Source organism: Actinoallomurus purpureus, from assembly GCF_024055795.1.
Classification (GTDB): Bacteria; Actinomycetota; Actinomycetes; order Streptosporangiales; family Streptosporangiaceae; genus Actinoallomurus; species Actinoallomurus purpureus.
This window is the reverse complement of sequence record NZ_JAMXMY010000001.1, coordinates 929,726-949,621: the sequence shown is the minus strand read 5'-3', so window position 1 is coordinate 949,621 and position 19,896 is coordinate 929,726. Positions and strand designations below refer to the sequence as shown.

The window sequence follows — 19,896 nt, the reverse complement described above, 5'->3', positions numbered from 1 at the left end:
ATCGCGTCTCGGCATGACCTGCAGAACTGGATGACCGCGACGTGCCACATCGCCTCACCCCCGCTCTGACCTTCCTCGGCGCATGAGCAGGATCGCCTTTCACCGCCCGGCCCGTACGATGCCGCCGGAGGTGCCTGCGCAACAGGTCAAGCTGGCGTCCCCGCCCCAGGCCCCCCAGAGCAACAGCGCCTCGACGTGGCTGTACCTGCTGCTGCCATTGCTGAGCAGCATCAGCATGGCCGCCTACATGGTGACGTACGGGAAGCCGTGGCTCGTCGTGCTCGGCATCTGCTTCGTGGTGGTCTCCGTCGGCGTCACCGGCGCGGTCCGCTGGCAGACGAGCAGCACGAACCGCCGCTCCCGCGATCGGCTGCGGGAGCGCTTCAACGAGCACTTGGCCGACGTACGCCGGCAGGCGCGCGTCGTCGCGGGCATGCAGCGGGTGGCGAGCGCGTTCGCCCATCCGAGCCCGGAGCGGCTGTTCGCGATCGCGGCCGGTCGCCGGCGTGTGTGGGAGCGGCGGAGCACCGACGATGACTTCCTGAAGCTGCGGCTCGGTGTCGGGCACGGCCCGCACGGGTTGCAGCTCCAAGAGGCCGGGCAGAACGACCCGTTGGCCGAGTACGACAAGCAGTCCCAGCGTGCGGCCCAGGCGCTGGTCGCGGCCAACGCGACGGTGGGCGGGCAACCCGCCTGGCTGGATCTGGGGCGCTCCGGCGTGGTGAGCCTGCTCGGCCCGGCGGAGCAGACGCGGGCGGCGGCTCGTACGCTGCTCACCCAGCTGGCGGTGTTGCACGCGCCGGACGATGTCACGGTGGCGGTCTGCGCGAACGGGGCGCAAGGCTGGGAGTGGGCCAAGTGGCTTCCGCACACGCAGGACGAGGACGCCCGCGGCGCGGACGCCGGTGTGGTACCACTGGTCGCCAAGGAATTCGAGGGGCTCGCCGACTACCTGGACGACTGGCTCACCCAGGCCCAGGAGGCACAAGCGGAGCGCTCGAGCCGCCTTGGCTCCCTCCGCGACAGCGGCCCGCAACGCCGTCTGGTGGTCGTGCTGGACGGGTACCGGCCGGACGCGGACTGGGCGCGGACACCGCTGGTCGCGCGCCTGCTGCACGCCGCGGGGCAGCAGACCGGTCTCGTGGTGGTGTGCCTGGTCGGCAAGGAAAAGGAGGAGCCCGAACGGGTCGACGTCCGGGCACGCCTCGATGAGGCGGGCGGTCTCGAACTGACCAGCCGTTCTCCGGCGTTGCACAGCGCGGTCGAGGACGCCGTGGCGGACCGGGGGGACCCGGTGCTGTGTGAGCAGATCGCCCGCTACCTCGCCCCGCTGCGCCTGTCGGGCGAGCGGGAAGAGGTGCTGTCGCGGACCATCTCGCTTCCCGACATGCTCGGAGTGCCGGACCTGGCGACGTTCGACCCGCGGACGCGCTGGCGCGCGCCGGACGATGACGCGCTGTTGCGGATACCGATCGGCGTGACCGGCGAGGGCGAGGACCTGATGCTGGACTTGAAAGAGTCCGCTCAGGGCGGTATCGGGCCGCACGGCCTGGTGGTGGGTGCGACCGGGTCGGGCAAGAGCGAGTTGCTGCGCACGTTGGTGACCGGGCTGACGATGCAGCATTCGCCGGAGCTGCTGAGCTTCGTGCTGGTGGACTTCAAGGGTGGTGCGACGTTCGCGGGTGTCACCGAGCTGCCGCACGTGGCGGGTCTGATCACCAACCTCGCCGACGACCTGGCGCTGGTCGACCGGGTACGGGCCGCGCTGCACGGGGAGCAGCAGCGCCGCGAGCGCATGCTGCGCGACGCGGGGAACGTGGATTCGCTGCGCGACTATCAGCTGCGGCAGGCGGCGGGTGGGACCGATGTGAACGGCAAGCCGCTGGAGCCGTTGCCGTACCTGCTGATCGTGGTGGATGAGTTCGGTGAGCTGTTGTCGCAGCGGCCGGACTTCATCGAGTTGTTCGTGCAGATCGGCCGGGTGGGGCGAAGCCTGGGCATGCATCTGCTGCTGGCCACGCAGCGGCTGGAGGAGGGGCGGCTTCGGGGTCTGGAGTCGCACCTGTCGTACCGGATCTGCCTGCGTACGTTCAGCGCCGCTGAGAGCCGGGCGGTCATCGGCACGACCGACGCCTACCGGCTGCCGAGCATTCCCGGGTCGGCGTACCTGAAGGTCGACGAGTCCGTCTACGAACGCTTCCGGGTCGCACATGTGTCCGCCCCGTACCACGATCCGTCCGAGGAGGAGCTGAGCGCCACCCCCCAACTTCCGCCGGTCCCGTTCACGTTCCGCACGCCCCACCAGGGTCGGGATGAGTCCGCCGCGGACGCGCCCACGATCTCCCCACGTGCGGCGGTAGGGGAGCGCACCGAGATGCAGGTCGTGGTCGCGCAGATCCGCCGGTACGGCTCACCGGTGCACCAGGTGTGGCTGCCGACGCTTCCGGAGCACATCACGCTCGACGCCGTGCTCGGCATCGTCGACGTAGACACCCCCGACCGTGGACTTCAGGCCATCAGCTGGCCGCAGGGACAGCTGAGCTTCCCCATCGGCGTCGTCGACCTGCCGGCCCAGCAGACCCAGTACCCGCTCGTCCTGGAGCTGGGGGGCGTTCATGGCCACCTGGCGCTCGCCGGCGCTCCGCAGACCGGCAAGAGCACCGTGCTGCGCACCGCCCTGATCTCCGCGATGCTCACCCATACCCCAGAGGAACTGCAGTTCTACTGCGTCGACCACGGCGGCGGATCACTGGCGAGCCTGCGGGACGCACCGCACGTCCGCGGTGTCGCCGGACGCCACGATGAGGAGCGCACCCGCCGCGCGCTCTCGGAGGTGCACCAGCTCGTCGGAGCGCGGGAGCGACTGTTCGAGCAGCTCGGCATCTCCTCGATGAGCGACTTCCGCCGGCTGCGCGACGAGGACCGCCTGCCCGCCGGGACGGGTGCCGCCGACGTCGTCCTAGTGATCGACAACTGGGCCGCCGTACGAGTCGCGGACGAGAACTTCGACGCGCTCGTGACGGACGTCGCCGCGCGTGGCCTGGGCGTCGGCGTCCACCTCATCGTCACCGCCAACCGCTGGCAGGAGATCCGGTCCAACCTGCGCGACAACATCCGCGGACGCATCGAGCTGCGGCTGAACGAACCCGCGGAGTCCGAGACCAACCGGCAGGTCGCCAAGCTGCTGCGCACGGTCGCACCTGGCCGTGGTATCGCTCCGCCCGGTCTCCTTTTCCAAGCGGCGCTGCCGCGGATGGACGGTGCCCCGACCACCGACGACCTCAACAAGGCGCAGGAAGCGGTGGTGACCGACATCGCGTTGGCCTGGCCGGGCGAACGCGCTCCGCGACTGCGGACGCTGCCGAAGCAGGTGTCGGTGGCGGACCTGCAGGCGGCCGCCAGGGCCGCGGCGAACAGTGCGGACCCGGTGCACGAGCCCGCGCCCAGCGAGGTGCTGATCGGGGTGCGTGAGCTGGACCTCGCGCCGGTCGGGCTCGACCTGCGCGGCGACGAGCCCCACTTCCTCGTTTTCGGCGACTCCGGGGCCGGCAAGACTTCCTTCCTGCGCGCGTGGACGCGTGGCCTCGTGGAGCGGCAGTCCGCCAACGACGTGCGGTTCATCGTGGTGGATTACCGGCGCAGCCTCCTTGGCGCGATACCCGATACCTACATCGGGGGACAGGCCGGTGACGTCGAATACGCGACCGCCTATGTGGACCAGCTGGTGGAAAAGCTCAAGGAACGGCTGCCGCCACCGGACATCTCCGCGCAGGACCTGCGGGCACGCAACTGGTGGACCGGGCCCGAGCTCTACCTGGTCGTCGACGACTACGACCTGGTCACCGGCACCACGTCGCGAGGGCCGCTGGCACCGCTGGCCGACTACCTCACCCAGGCCCGTGAGCTCGGATTCCACGTGGTGCTGGCGCGGCGTGTCGGCGGCAGCTCCCGCGCGCTGATGTCCGATCCGCTGATCAACAGGTTGCGCGAGCTCGGCGCGCCGGGCCTGGTGCTGTCCGGCGACCACCGGGAGGGCGTGCTGCTCGGAGACCAGCGCGCTGTGGAGCGCCCGCCGGGACGAGGCGCTCTCGTACGCCGCGGAACACCGACGCAGGTGGTCCAGACGGTGCTGGACGAGGACGAGTGAGCATGCCGGGCTGGCGGAAGTCGAGCCATAGCGGGACGGCGGAAGACGCCTCCTGCGTGCAGGTCATGCTCGTCGAGGCCTCGTCCGCATCGCATTACACGCAGGGTCAGGGCGCGGCGGCGGGAGAACCGCCGCGTCTGACGGTTTCCGGGGGCGACGGGTCCTCGTCGACCGCCACGCTTCCCGGCGCGACCCAGTGGTTCGGCAAGGGCTCTGTTCTGGACGGGCTGTCGCCCGCTCGACTCCGTCAGCTGGTCGACAAGGTCGTGTCGGCCGCGGGGTCCGGCGGGAAGGCGCCGGACGACAAGGTGGTCTGGAGCCTCGTCGAGAAGCTGGTCGGGCTCGCCGGTGAGACGGCGATCGGATCCGGCGAAGCCCCCGAGTACCTGACCCTGCCGCTCACCCGATGGCCGAAGGCGACCTCCTGGAACGCGTTGATCGGCCAGGTGCCGAAAGGGGGCGTGACCGTCGTCGCCCTCGACGGTGGCCGTACCCACATCGCCCTCGTCGGCACCACCGCGGGCGTGCGGTTCTTCGATCCCCGCGGCACGAGCGAGGAATCGAGGGTCACCACCGTTCCGGACGACGCGGATCGGCCGGGGAGCGGGATGCCCGCCCTCACCGGTGACGCCCGCGCCCTGACCATCAATCGTGACGGCACGATGCCGGACGAGCCGGAGCGGACTCCTGCCGAGGCACCGCCCCAGGCCACGGCGACCCGGCCGGCGTCCTCACTTTTCGGCAACGAGGAAGACAACGTTGTCTCCGCTGCCGCAGAACGCGAAGGCGTGGAGCCGAGTGAGTTTCTCGTGGAGGACACCAAGAAGTGGCTGCGTGACGAGCTCGGGCGGTCGGGCAAGGAGGTCGGCAAGGATGACGTCCGGGCGGCTCTGCAGGAGCTGAAGGCAGAAAGGGGGCTGCCCGGCGACCCACGGGCGCGAGCGCGATGGGCTGCCTACCACATCGCCGGCATGCCGCTCCCAGTCGGCGAGGGCGGTGCGATCGGCTTCGAGATGGAAACCCCGCCAGTCGTCTACCTCCGTGACGGCGCGAACAAGAAGAACTTTGAGATCACCGCGCGCGACGGCACGTTCAAGATCGTCCTTGACACGCACAGCGCGTATAGGGCAACGGATGACACATTCTACAGGTACGAGGAAAACCTTATTAGTGCCGGCAAGGTCTTGGCGTCGGAGCGGCGAACCCGGTGGCCGGTCCTGGAGATCGTCACCTCCCCGATGGGCGTGTTGCCCGGAGAGGACAACAGGGCGAATTCCCAGAGAGCCTTTGCTAGTGTCGCTTATTATCTGACTCAGATGCGAGGCATATCTGAAGATGGGACCCCTATTGAGGCGGTATTTCCGGGAGAAGAGTTCATCTACTCGAGCGATGCCGAAGACGCAATCCTTTTCCCCGACATACGGGAGGATGAGTCTGATTACCTTTTTATGCATTACACTGTCGGGGTTGCTCTCGAGAATGGAACGGCCTTTCTAAAGTATGCCCGGAATCACGAGTCGCAGCCGATATCGAAGAGGCGGATCTCGGATGGCATCCGGTTCGCCGGTGAGATGGTCGCCCGGTACCTCGGCGCGGAATATTCGCCGCACACCATTGATCTGCTGGATGGCCGTGACACCTCCATGCTCCGGTTCTTCCTGGCCGTGGTGTACACGCAGATCGCGGCGCTCCTTCCGCCAGGCCCCGACGAACCGGGACTGATCAAGAACCGTACCGCCATCGCCCTGCGCACCGACGTGGCGGCATGGCGACGGGCGCTGCCGGATTCGATCCAGAACTTCCTGCGTGACGACGCGGAGGAGATTCGGGCGGCCATGCTTCGCGCGGCGCGAGGCGAAAAGCCGCTGCTGGCCGACGACGTCTGGGATCGGCGTGATCTGCTCGATGAGAGCGATGCCACCCTCGGTGACTATCTCGACAATGCCCTGCTGCCGGAGCCGGGCCAGATAATCGACCAGGACAAAGCCCTTGGCGTCGACACCCATTTCTCCGAGCTCGACACCGATCAGGGTCGACTGGATGCGCCATTGGTGCTGCTGGAACTACGGCATCACTACGCGCGTACCGACACGATTGAGAATGTAGCTGTCGTCTTCAGTGCCCTGACATCGCTGGTTAATTGGAATTATCGGTCGGCTCTCGCATTCCGGCAATCGGCGCATAATGATCCAACAAGGATCTCCCGTCTGCAGCAAATGGCGGAGAGGCTGAGCACGACCGCGAATCGGGAAGTGCGCGCCACGTTGCGCGCGCTCGATGAGATCCAGGCCGCGGACCAGGTACTGCACTATATTCCCGGCGAACCCGTCATCACGGAACGCATCTCCATCCAGCTCCTGGAACGACTCGATCGATATCTCGATGATCCGCGCGAGCATGCCGGCCCCATCGCCGGGATGCTGGCGGAACTGGTCGACCGTACCGAGCTGGCCATTCCGGACGATTCGCCCGCACTGCGGATCCTCTGGCGCACGATCGACCGACTCGGGGACGTCACATCGTCGGCCGGTGGGGGGTCCCAGCAGGCACGTACCGTCCCGGCTGCGGTGGCCGGGTCCTCCACCGGGGCTTCGGCCGCCAACGCAAACGCCGCCGACCTGTTGGCCTGGGTCAACCACACGCTGCAAAAGGAGCGGGAGACGCTGGGCTGGACCGGCGGCACCGTCCATGCGGATGTCGTCACCGCGGCGGTCGGGGCGCTGGAGGCGTGGAATGTGCCGTACCCCGCCACCATGCCCGCGAGGGCCTACGCCATCGCTCACCAGATCGCCCGCGGCCGCCCGCCGGAGAAGATGCGGGGCGGCGCGCCGGCTTCGAGCGCGGCTTCGAGCGCGGGGCCGAGCACGTCAGGTGCCGGCGGATCCGCCCACGCGGCCGGTGCTGAGGCGCACCCCACGGCTCACGGGGGGAGCACGGATGGCGCCGCCGGCTTTATCGATGGTGATTACCGGTTCGACTATCCGCAGGCGTATCTGAATCGGGTGGAGGAGTTCGTCCGGGCGGAGCGGGAGCAGCTGCGGGCTCGGGCTTCGCGTGCGGTGGATGTGCTCACTTCTGAGGAGCAGAGTGAGCTGGACGCGCATGTGAGCCGTCTGATGTGGCCGTATTTCTTGGCCGCGTTGGAGCACTTCGGCTTCTCGACGAGGCCGCCGAAGACCGACGGCTTCTTCCAGACCCTTCTGGGCGATCAGGCGCCTGCGGCGGTGAAGCAGCGGGTTCGTGACGTCCTGGGGGGCGAGCCGACGGTCGAGGGCGTCCGTGGTCATATGGCGGATCTCCTGCAGACCAGTTTCGAGCGCGCGATTCCCGAGCCGGGCGATAAGCCGATCATTGCGCAGTTCCTGCCGCCCTTGGACGGGCGCCGGGCCGACGTCCGTGCGGTGCGGGAGTATATCGATGATGTTCGTCATGCGAAGCCGTACTGGAATGAGGCGAATGAAGATATTCCGGAGCTGTTCTCGGTTATCTTCGGTGTCCCGATTGATGTGTGGCAGGTTCGCTCTCGTTATCCGGCCGGTTGGTCGGGGCATGACGCGGATGTCGTTCCACTCGTTGTTATCGGCGACGATGGACATTATTTCGACGAGGGTAGACGTTATTACGTCGCGGGGACGCTCGCTGGGCGCGAGGCGACGCTGCTGCCCCCTTACGTCCTTGAACCGCCGCCGGAATATCCGGACGCCGTGCCGGCAGAGCTGGTTCTGGCGGTGGCGGAACGCTTCGATGTGACGGAGAGCCAGGCGCTGCGATTGCTGCGGTACTCCTGGTTCGATCCGGCGCGTTTCGAGGCGGTGCGCAACAGCCTCCGGCCGGTCGACGCGGGTCAACTCGCGGAACTGGTCGAGCTGATCGGCCGGGTTCCGGACGATCTGGAGGAGATCGCCGCCCGGATCGCGCCGATGACCGCGCAGGACGTCTACGAGGCGAGCCGCGCGTTCCAAATCGACCCGCGCCACCTGGTCCTGTTCGATGAGGAGCTGCGCGAGATCTACTCGCCGTCGGGCACTCGCCGGCACGGGGACCGGCTCGCGAACGTCCGGGCTCTCGCGCGCAGGTACGCCCCGGCCGACCAGATGGCGGACTTCGTGACGGTCGCCACCCAGGCCGGGCTCCCCGCGGCGAACCTGCGCCGGGCGCTGGAGGATCAGGCACAGCTGGATCAGACACAGACGAGATACACGGTCAGTGATCTGCGGCGGATGCAGCCCGAGGACGTCTTCCTCTGGGTCGACGAAATCCTCCAACTCCACTTCGAGAGCGTGCGCCGGAGCCCTGCGGAACGGGCCTCCGAGATCGTGCATCGGCAGATGCCGGGCAGGCTGCGTGCGTTGCCGGAGTCCGCACACGGGGACCCGCCGCCTCTCGGAAAGGTGGAGGTCACCTGGTTCGATGGCGTCGTCGAGCAGGTCACGGAGGTGCTGTCGCTCCCCGCCGGCGACTACGACGCCCGGGAGCGGTGGGCCACGAACCGGGCACGGCGCCTGGTCGGCCTGCGGGAGCGGCCGCCCGTGTCGGAGGCCGAGATCCAGGAGGTGGCCCGCGAACTCCCGCCGATGACCGAGGACAAGGCGAGCCGGGTCGCCAGTGCTCTTCACATCGATCCGCGCGATCTGTGGGTCTTCGGCGACCGGCTCGCCAAGGTGGACGGGGCGGCAGAGAAGGGGGACGAGCGACGTATCGTCTCGCGGCTCAGAGTGTGGGGCCCGGAGGGTAGATACAAGAGCAAAGAATTCCCGGAGATCGTGTCGCTGGCCGTCAGGGCTGCCCTGACGGCCGAGGACCTGTCGGCCTTGCTGGTCACGGCATTCCACGACGAACGCCTGCGGCTGTCGGATCTGACGCAGATGCAGCAGAATGAACTGGAGCATCTGCGTGACGGAACGCTCGCCAGGTTGCGGGAGGTGGCAGCTGGGTTCCCGCACATGCCGGTCCATGACGTCGCATGGATCCATGCGCATATCGGTATCGAGCCCGAGAATCTTCGGATTTTCGCCCGCGACGTGCGGGAAATCTACGCCTACGCCGCCGCGGACGGCGACCCGGCGCGGGACTTGCTCAAGCGAGCCTTCAAGGATGATTTCCCGCTCAATCTCCGGGACTTCGTCACGGTTGCGGTTCGCGCGCAGCTGAACGCCGATGACCTTTTCACGTTGCTCGACTCGAGCAACGTGCAAAGGTCATCGAGGCTGCAGCAACTGCGCGACATGGCCCCACCCGACCTTCACGAGCTGGTGTCCGGGTGGCGGTCGACCGTCGCTTCGCTAAAACCGATGACTGCGGACGACGTGCTGCGGGTGGTTCGCGACTCCGGGGTGCCGCTGGACCATATCGGGGTGTTCGGCCAGGAACTGCGTGCGATCTGGTCTCAGGAGCGCAACGGCGACTTCGACCCGGTGCGAGCGACCGTGATCATGCTCGCGCACTACCTGGACGCCGTTTCGTGGTTCAGCGGGGACTTCATTCAATTCGCAGAGTTGGCGGCGGACGCGGACGCAAGCGCGGAGGAGTACCGTGCGGTCCTCATCGCGGGACGTCCTGGTCGTTCGCCCCGGGACGATTTGTCGGCACTGCGCAGGGCGGCGGAACGGCTTGCGCCGATAAGCCTCACCGATGTGGCGTGGGTCAGTGAACGAACCGGGATCGACCTGCGGCATCTCGACGTTTTCGCGTATGAGCTGACTAAGAGATTCGCCGGGGGTCTTACGCCGGACGCCGCGCAGGCGGAGAGCGTGATCGCCGAGTATGCGTCGGATGGGGACGCCGCGGAGTTCGCGGAGATCGCCGCCGGCTTGGGGATCGACGCCGACCTCATGCGCGGGCTGGTGGAGGTAACGGCGGCGCTTGAAGGCTGGGACCTGTGGGACCTGCGCGGGGTCGTCACGTACGACCTGCTGGACTTCGCGCTCGATCTGCAGGGGTTCAAGTCGGTGGCCGACCATGCCGGCGTCGAGACCGAGGAGCTTCTCGCGGTCCTCGCGTCGTACACGGTTGCGGATCAGCGTGGGCCGACGCTGGTCGATCTGCGGGGGATGGCCGACGCTGGCGAGGTGGTCCGTGCCGAGCTGTCGCGGTTGGGGCGGGTCGCGGCGTCGCTGGGGCAGATGAGCGTGGGCGACCTCGCGTGGGTGATCTCCATATCCGGGGTGGCGCTAAATCACATCCGGGTCTTCGAGCCGGAGCTGCACACGATCAGTGTTAAGCGCGCGGCAGCGGCGGAGGACGGCTTCGACTGGCGGGACGCGGTCCAGCGCGTGTTCGATGACTACTCGGAGGCTCGCGAAAGTCTCGGCGAGATCCGGAATTTCTCCGCGATGGCCGCGAACTTGGGCGTAACCGCTCCGGACTTGCGCGCGGTCCTCACCTCGTTCGACGTCGCGGAACGGCAGACGCCGACGCTGGTCGAACTGCGGGGGATGCCCGACGCCCGTGAGGTGGTCCGTGCCGAGTTGTCGCGGTTGGGGCGGGTCGCGGCGTCGCTGGGGCAGATGAGCGTGAGCGACCTAGCGCGGATGATCTCCGAATCACGGGTGGAGCTGGATCACATCGGGATGTTCGGCCCGGATCTGCGCGCGGTCTACTCGCGAGCGCGCGAGGGCGGCTTGGACCCGGTGCCCGAGGCGCGGCGCATCTTCGAGGAGTACAGGGAGAACGATTCGATCTTCGGCGGGGACCTCGGGACATTCGCCGCGACGGCCTGGATGGCGGGCGCTACGGCCAAGGAATTCCGTACCGTTTCCATCTCGCTCACGCGTCCGCATCTACCGCCGATCGAGGAGGAGGGGACGGAAGACGGCGACGTACGGCGGCTGCGGGACGAGCTGTCGGCATTGCGTGCGGCGGCGAGATCGCTCGGGATGAGCCTCATCGACATGGGGCGGCTCAGCGAACGAACCGGGGTCAGGCCGCTGGATCTCGTGGTGTTCGGGGACGGGCTGCGTGAGATCCACGCACGTGGCCTTGGCCCGGAAGACGCGCCGGCGGAGGCCGCGAGCCTGGTCGCCGCGTACACCTCGGCCGAAGAGGCGCCGGTGTTCGCGGAGGTCGCTGCCCGTGCGGCGATCGACGCCGAGCTCATGCGCTTGGCGGTCCAGGGCGCGCGCATGGAGCTGGAGGACCTGCGTGGGAAGGACCGGCCCGCGCTGCTGGAGTTCGCGTTCGAGGGCGCGAAGCAGATCGTCGAGGCTGTCCGTGAGGATGGCGACGCGCTGTGGAACTACGAGGACTTGCTGAGTGCCGCTGGGCAGGCCATCGCGTGGCATCAACGGCTGCCGTCGGTCGACAAGACGGCGGTGCAGCCGGAGCTCCAGGACGGCGTCCTCTACGCCGTCGCCGAGCGGTTGTACAGCACGTTCAGGGGCACCGGAGACAAGGACCGGGCGCATGCGGCGGCCCGTAAGCTGTCGGAGGAGTTGGCCGACTGGCTGGATATCCCTCGCCGGACGGGCGGCATGCCGCCGGGCGGCTCCCGCCCGCCCGTGGATCCCCGCGAGATCGGGGGCGGCGGCGGGCCGAGCAGCGCCGTGGCCCCCGACGAAGGCTCGGCCAAGCCCGTACAGGAGAAGAAAGTCCGGTGGGCCGACCAGGAGGCTCGGGAACGTGATCCCGAGGTCGTGGACACGGTTACCGGGGACCTCGACGAGCTGTACCGTACCGGGGCCATCCCGGGCGAGGCCGAGGAGCGACCGCAGGTCGAGGACATCACGAACCTGCAGAAGGCGATCCGGGTCGGAGTGGGCGGCTCGGCGAGCCGGCCGGTGGCGATCTGGCTGCCCGGGGCTTCGGACGACGCGCCCTCGTTCGACTCCGACGAGACGTGGAACCGGCTCGACCCGCCAGAGCAATCGGTGATCGTGTTCGGCTCGGTACGCGATGGCAAGGTCGTGGACGGCGACCGGGAGGTTTCCGAGGACGTCCTGGCCGAGGCCATCAAGTTGAAGGCGCCGGACCAAGCGCTGATCCTGTGGATGCCGAACGCCGACGTTCTGGCCGGGTCACTGGCGAAGCGGCTCGGCGTGCCGGTGGTGGCCACCCCGTACGACGTGCGGTTCGACCGGGAGACCGGGATTCTACGCCCGGCCCGGCCCGCCGGAGCCGACAGGGCGCAACGGACCACGGACGACTGGTTCCGTTTGTACCTGCCGGATCTTCCGGAGGGCAAGGCCATCTACCCCGAGCTTCCGGTGGTGTCGAGGCCGGACGCGGCGGCCGGTCCGCCACCGTCCCCGGAGGATGCGGCGGCACCGGCCGAGGCCACGTCGATCGCGACGCCGGCCCCCGACCCGGTGATGCTGTCCATCGGGATACCCAGGGTGGGTCTGCCGCACCTCCACGAACTGATCCGTGATCTCCGGGACGCGGTTCGCAAGACCGGTAAAGAGGTGCCGCGAGACGAAGACGTCTGGACCGGCCTGCCGCATCGCCTCCTGAGCAACTACCCGTACCTGCTGGCCGGGCCTGAGGGGGCCGGCGACAGCGGGCTGCTCGTCCAGCTCGGGCAGGTGGAACTGCTCGTCTCGCTGACTCCCGGCGAGCGGTACAGCGTGGCCGATACGACGGGTTCGTCCACGACGCCGCCGACCGTGGGGAACGACGGCGTGAACGCGACCTACCTCACCGGCACGCATAACGACACACATTCCGGGACGACCAGCGCGACCCGCGCCTCGGCGACGGTGAAGGTCGCCGTCCCGCCCCTCCCGATCAACCTGGGAATGACCGCGTCGGGCGTGGCCAACCGGTCCGATCGGAGCGGCACGCACGCCATCGACGCCGAGGGCGGCCACGTTGAGGACAACCGGGTCGACGCGACCCTGGTCTCCCTCTCCGCCAACTGGTCGTTCAAGGTTCGGGCGGACAAGAGCCAGAAATGGGCGGACATCCAATCGCACCCTGTCCAGAACGAGAGTTCGGAGAGGTTGCTGCTGTGGATTCCCGAACACTACCTCCGCGAGGCGCCGAAGCAGGTGACCGCGACCGGTGACGGGGTGAAGACGGACCGGCTTCCGGCGACCTACTTCGCGTCGGGGCTGACGAATCTGCCCGAGCTGTTCGACCGGATCGTCGCCCAGTTGCAGGAGCAGGGCGTAGAGCTGGCAGTCGGCTCCGTCATCCGCGAAGAGCTGATGCAGAAGCTGTGGAACCTGAATGCCCACCTGGACCGGGCGGTCAACGACAAGGAACACGGCTACCGGTTCGACCTGCACGAGTGGAGTAAGTGGCCGGGGATCGGAACGCGACGCGGACGCCCGGTGGCCGTGGTGGAGGTGCACGCCGAGCGGCTGGAGTCCAGCAGCCTGCGAACCGGGGCGACCAGCGACAAGGCGCATCTGGAGAATGTGCGGACCGGGATCGACGGCATGAGCGGCAGCCACACACTGGGCCACAACAGCGGCCTGACCGGCTTCCTCGATTTCAACTTGCCGATCCCGCTGCCCGAGGATCTCAAGCTCGGGCCCAGTGTCTCCCTTTCGGAGACGTGGTCGAACACGGATGGGATCTCGGCAGGCCGTACCGGCTTGTGGGTGGTGGTGCCGCGGTTCACCGGCCAGACCACGGCCTACGAAGCGCGGTTCTCCTACAAGGCCGTCACCAAGGTCCGCGGCGGTTTGAGGGACAGGCCGGATCTGCTCGAGACCAAGGAGGCCGTGGAAGGACGGGCGCTGCTGCGGCTGCCGGAGCCGGAGGCGTTCGAGCACGGCTTCCCGGTGGACAAGGAGGCACTGAAGGTCCCTCCGGGCGAGCAGGAGACGGTGAAGTACGAGCCGGAACTGGTGCGCGGCACGGGGCGCCGGGAGGGTGACCCGGAGGACAAGACGCCTCCGCCGCAGCTGGCGGCCGGCCGAGGCGTCGGCATGGGTCTGGTCACGGTGCCGGAGTCGACGATCAAGGAGATCGGGGACAGGCTCGTACCACTCCTGCGCGAACGCGAATTCCTGCCTCCGGACGGGCCTGATGAGTTCGCCGGCCGGTCGTGGTGGGAGCACGGCAACGACCTGGACAGCCAGCTCGACAACCTGCTGTTGCTGGAGAAGATGATCTCCCAGCGCGGCTTCGACGCGTTTTACGACCAGATCCACCAGGACGGGATGGTCTTCACGCTGCGCCGGCGGCGGGGCTTCGCGGGCATGGACCTCGACGTCGACTCCGCGAAGGTCACGGTCAGGGCGCGGCCGACGGACGGTGCCGAACCGAAGTTCCTCGGCACCACCGATCAGTTCCACACGGTCAACCTGGCGATGGGCATGGACACCGCCGGGCAGTCGACCGGCGGCAACCGCAGGGTGGGGATCGGGTTCAAATGGAAGGCGTTCTTGCAATGGTTCAGGAACGGCTTGATGGGCCTGGAGCTGCAGCGGACCGTCGGCGCCACCGAGGCGATCAACTTCCTCAGCAACCGCCCCGAGCTGCTCGAGTACCCGGGCGTCGTCGACGAGTGGAACCTGACCAGCGACTACGAGGTGACCGTCGAGTTCCAGCACTCCGGTCTCCAGGGTGACATCAGACCCGGCAGGCGCGACCCCGAGCCGATCCAGGTCACCGGGCAGACCGCCCTGGCGCGTCTGTTGCCGCTCGGCACGGAGACCGAGCCCGGCCCGACGTCCGACGGGCCGACACCGACCAGTGTGCTCGACCAAGCTGTCCCTTACTTCGCGGACTTCACCGACATGCGCGCGGCGGCAGGAGCGGCGTTCAAGGGGCTGATCGGCCCGGCCGGTACGGAGGACCAGAGGCTGGATTCGGTCGGCGGCACGATCGAGCTACGGGCGCACCTGAAGGAGATCCTGAACCGCGAGTTCACCACCGACCAGTTCTTCGAGCCCGGGTTCTGGCGCGACACCCTGGCGGCGCTGGACATCAGCGGCACGATGGGCGAGTCGACGTTCGTCGACGCCACGAAGGACCAATTCGTCCTTGGCCTGATCAAGCTCTGGCTGGGCCAGGCGTCCACGACCGACTCCAGTTCGTCCGGCTTCACCTTCGACGCGGCCAACTTGGCGTTCGGCGAGTCGGCCGGGCCCGCCTCTCTGACCGGCGGTCTCGACATCAGCCGGCACTGGGGCTGGAACCGGTCGCGTACTCAGACGAGCACCGGCGGCACAGAGCTGATTCAGCTCGATTTCAACCGCGCGTACCTGTACCGGACCACGATGGACCTCACCGCCATCGGTCGGCGGATCAAGAAATCCAAGCTGCAGGACGTCAAGCTGATGCCGCGTTCGGAGAAGTACGCGAAGCGGCAAGTCTCGGACCGCCTCATGATGTACCTCCTTTCGGAGCCGGAGGCGCTGACTCAGTATGCGGACGGTGTCCTGCCGGTCTCCGACGCCCAGCTCGACGACGCGCTGGGCCGTTGGGCGAAGACCTATGAGCCGCAGGCAGCCGATGGCGAATCGCTGACGCTGAGCGGCGACGTGGTCGCCAAGATCCTCATCCGCTGGGCCGGCGAGCGACGGCGGCGACCCGAGTCCGTGGACGAGCCGGGGACCGACCTCCGGCGCCTGGCCGAGAAACTGGCCGCGTTGCACACCGCCGGCGCGCTGCCCGTGGTGGACTCCGGCACCAGACAGAAGTTCAACGCCACGTTCGAATTGGATCTGGAGGATCGGGCGTCGGCGTTCCGCGCCATGGAGCTGCCGGAGTACCTGACCCGCGCCGATCGGGAGAAGAGGCTCCTGGGACACCACGGCGTGCGCGACCTGACCTACGACAACGGCAAGTCGACGGTCCGGATCGTCAAGGAGCAGATCGACAAGGTGGCGCCCGGACTCCTCGCGGCCGACCCGGAGGTCTGGGACGGCAAGGGCCGGATGATCGGCCGGCTGCAGGGCGGCATCGACTCGATTGAGGCGGTGCTGGCCCGTGGCCGCGACCAGGGTTTGCTGGAGGACGCCCTGTCTCCGAACGGCCAGAAGTTCTACCTGGTCAACCCGACCGGCTGGTTCCTGACGGACGTCGTGGAGGTCGAGCTGTCCTACGTGCTCACCTCCGATCCGGAGGTGCATGACTTCAAGTCGAAGACCGGCAACGAGAACTACGGGCACGGCTACGAGCAGGCGTCCAAGACGCGGTCGCGGGACAGCACTCAAACGCTCACGTTCCCCAGCCTGAGCATCGGGCGCGCCGGCGGGGCCGACGACAACCCGGCCGACCCCCCACCGACCGGCTCGGGCGCCGCGGACATAAAGCTCTCCGGGGGCAATCACCGCTCCATCAACCGTGCCGAGCAGGCGACCGTCGAGCAGACCATTTACGACTGGTCCGGGCACTACCAGGTGCGGTTCCGCCACACGCTGACCGTCAGCGTACGGCGGCTGAAGATGTCCGGCCGGCCGCTGAACAACCGGCTCATGAACTGGTTCGACCGGTGGACGCACCACAGCGCCGCGGAGACCGTGTCCCACGCCGGCACGCTCGAGCTGGAGATACCGCGCGCCATCTCCGAGGCGGGCCAGATGCGGGGACCGCACCCGGTGCGCGACTTCGTACCGCTGCCGGAGCTGCCCGGCAATGCGTATCTTCTCGGAACGCTCCTGGACGACCTGCTCCCTGAGGGCATGAAGTTGCTGGATGAGCTCTTCGACCGGAAGGCCGACGACGTCACCCGCTCGAACCTGTCGCTGCCGACCAGGCTGTCACGCACCCACCTGCGGAACCACCTGCAGAAGGCGATCCGCGGCGAGCGGTACAAGGTCGGCGAGAACCTGTTCGTGCCCGGGCACTCCTCCGACCGGGCCACGGTGTGGCTAGCCGGTGACCTGTTCGACCTCGAGGTCATCGCGCAGATCGACAAGGGCACCGGCATCGGCCGTTACGTCAAGCACCAGAGCGGCACCACGGCCGGTGCGTCATCGGATCACTGGCGGATGAGCGCGGAGGCGAGCGGCTCGGTCTCCGGTACGACCCACCCGCACACGCCGCCGAACACACTTGAGGGTTCGACCTCGCAGAGCCATACGACGTCCGCCGGCGAGGGCGCTGCCGGCACCGAGAACTACCGCCGGGAACAGCACGGCAAGGAGCAGGGCCCGGTCTTCATGGTGCGGCTGCGCGGCCAGTTCCGGTTGGAGGCCGAAAAGTACCGCTACCACTTCTGGAACCCCAGGAATAAGCGGACCCACCAGGGCACCTACAGAAGCGATCCGGTCACCGGTGACGTGTACGCGATGCTGGGCCAGGCGCAGGTGGAGGAGCTGCGCAAGCAGCGCGACGAGCGGGCTCAGACAGCAGCGAAGGAACGGCCGGCGGCATGGCCGAAGCAGGATGGCACGTCGTTCGAGCTCGCCCCGCTGCTGGTGGAGGCGGCACGGAGGAACCGGGGCGCCGCCCGCGCGTACCAGGATGTCGCACGGCGGATCCGCGAACAGACGGAACGGCCGCGGCTCGGCGGTCGTTCGGTCGTACTGACCTACGACGCGGCCGCCTCCGCCGATGATGCCTTCCGGGCGGTCGTGCCCTGGGCCGTGCGCACCATGACCGCCGACCTGGCGCAGGCCCGGCAGTTCGATCCGACCATCGAGACACCGCGCACCCTCGCGACCTACCAGCGCTATCAAGACATGCTGCCGAAGATGCCCGGCACGCTCACGAGCGTCGCGGAGGTGACCACCGCGATCATCAATGAGGTGCACCGGGTCCACGCGCTGCACCCGGACAACGCCCAGAGCGCCCTCGCCGAGCTCCCGCCGGAGGTCGGCGTGCTGGCGCTGGACCCGGTGTTCCTGGCCCGGGATATCGCGCATGAGCTGGACGGATACGTGCGGCTGGACATACTGGGTCCGGACGGGAAGAAGACGCAACGGTGGGCTGGTCCGGACGGGCGGGTGCACGCCTTCGACCCGGTCATCGAGGAGGCACGCGAGCGCGAGGGCGTCCCGCTGACCTTCGATGCCGACGAGGCGGAAAAGGTGGGGCTGCTGCCCGAACACCTCCGCCCCGACGTCGACTTGTTCGGCATCGAAGCGCGCGACCTGGGGCGGATCTACCGGACGTCCTGGGACCGTCGGCAGACGTTCGATCAGGCGCTGCAGGAGGAGATCGACGGGCGTCGCGCGCGGCTGGCGTCTTCGCACCCCGCGCTGCCGGACCTGCTGGCCCGCGCCGTCGCCGCCGAGAAGTTCTTGTCCGACGCGGAGCGGGAGCTGGAGCAGATACGCCGCGATATCGACGAACAGATCGGGCGGCTGCTCGACAGGGGCGCCGACGCCGCGAACCAGAGCTCGGAAGAGGAGTACAGGCGGCTCGAGGACCTGTGGAATACCAAATTCGATCCCGCCCGTGACCCGGCGACCGCAGGCAACCATAAGAACCGGGCCGCCGGGTTGGCCGGGGACCTACGGGCGGCGGCGGTGTCTCACGACGAGGAGGTCGCGCAGTGGAACGAACAGACCGTACGGTCCGCCGCGCGCGACCTCGCCGCCGTTGAACAGTTCATAACGATCTTCTCGCCGCCCCCCGGCACGCCGGCCGGCACGCCGGCCGAGACACCGGCGGAGGCACAGGCCGAGGCGTCGGCGGAGGCACCGGCGGAGGCGCCGGCCGAGACCGCGTCGCCCGACGACGCGACAGCGGATGAGCCGCGCCCGATGCCACCTCAGTCCGACGCCGCCGTCGTCACCTCGATTGGAGACCAGCCAGGCGTCACCGGGCCTGTCGCGTCCCCCGGCACTGAGTCCCCCGGCGCCGTACGCGCGGATGCGGCGCAGTCCCTGCCGGGCGCTTCCACGCCGTCCGTGCCCTGGTACGTGCGTCAGGGCGGGTTCGGTGACGGCGGTGTGTCGTCGATGGCGGCAGTGACGCGCAAGTCCGTGGCCGGCGGGCTGAACGTACGGGTGGATGAGTGGCTTAAAGACGTCACCAAGGGCATGCGGAAGGCGACGGCCACCAAGGTCCGGACGCAGATCATCGCGCTGCTAGGGGAGGAGGATCCCCGGAACTGGGAGCGGCTGCTCTTCCACGGCGCGCTGATCGTCGCGGACGAGCCACTCCGGCCGGACCTGCCGGCCGTACGGGTGAAGCTCACCTTCTCCGCCGAGGAACTGGAATACGCGCCGCCGATCGCCGGCCCGGACGAGCCCGGCTACCAGACCTACTTCAGCAAGTACGGCGACACCTCCTACAGCGAGGGCGAATCGCGGCGACTGCAGACCGCGGTCGGCGGCCGGGTGGAGCCGTTGCTGTTCGTGTCGGCGGCGTTGAACGCTGGTGTGTCGCACGTGTCGCCATCGGTGAAGATCGGGGTGGAACGCGAGTACTCCTCCGGGCGCAGCATCGCGATGGAGGTGCAGGCGGGGAACCGGGTCATCGCGAACGCCACCCACGCCTTCACCTCACGGATCCGGGTCGCGGCGACGGTGGACCGGCAGGCGAAGAAAGACCTGGTGCTGCCCGGCAGGGCGCGGCTGGCGTTCCCGACGGTGTACTCCTCCTCCGCCGAAACCTCGGCCGCGGAGGAGCGGCTCGGCGAGCACGGGCACGGGCACCCGACCGTACGGGTGGTCGAGCCGTCGGTGCTGCAGGGGCTGGACCACGCGGTCAACGCGGCGGTCCCCGGCGGAGTGCTGGACGCCCTCGCCGCGGCGCTGGAGGAGCTCGGCCTGCCGGAAAAGGCGGTGGACGAGATTCGCCAGGAGATCGCCGAGGAGTACCTGAACGAGAAGACGCTGAAGGACCGCAGCCAGTGGTGGCTCACCGACAGCTGGGTGTCGGGCCTGATCAGCGAGGAGGTTTCC

The 19,896-nt window shown here is 68.4% G+C and carries 2 protein-coding genes (1 of these 2 running past the window's edge); both read left to right on the top strand.

What is annotated here, in order from left to right:
• Positions 1–82 precede the first annotated feature (82 nt).
• Positions 83–4,147, top strand: coding sequence for a type VII secretion protein EccCa (gene eccCa / locus NE236_RS04300; RefSeq protein ID WP_252840453.1), 4,065 nt, complete (start codon positions 83–85; stop codon positions 4,145–4,147).
• Between the two features lie 2 nt (positions 4,148–4,149).
• Positions 4,150–19,896, top strand: the 5' portion of a protein-coding gene (locus NE236_RS04295) for a toxin glutamine deamidase domain-containing protein (protein ID WP_252840452.1). Its footprint extends 12,924 nt past the window's final position; only the first 15,747 of its 28,671 coding nucleotides appear in the window; the start codon lies at positions 4,150–4,152; its stop codon lies beyond the right edge, outside the window.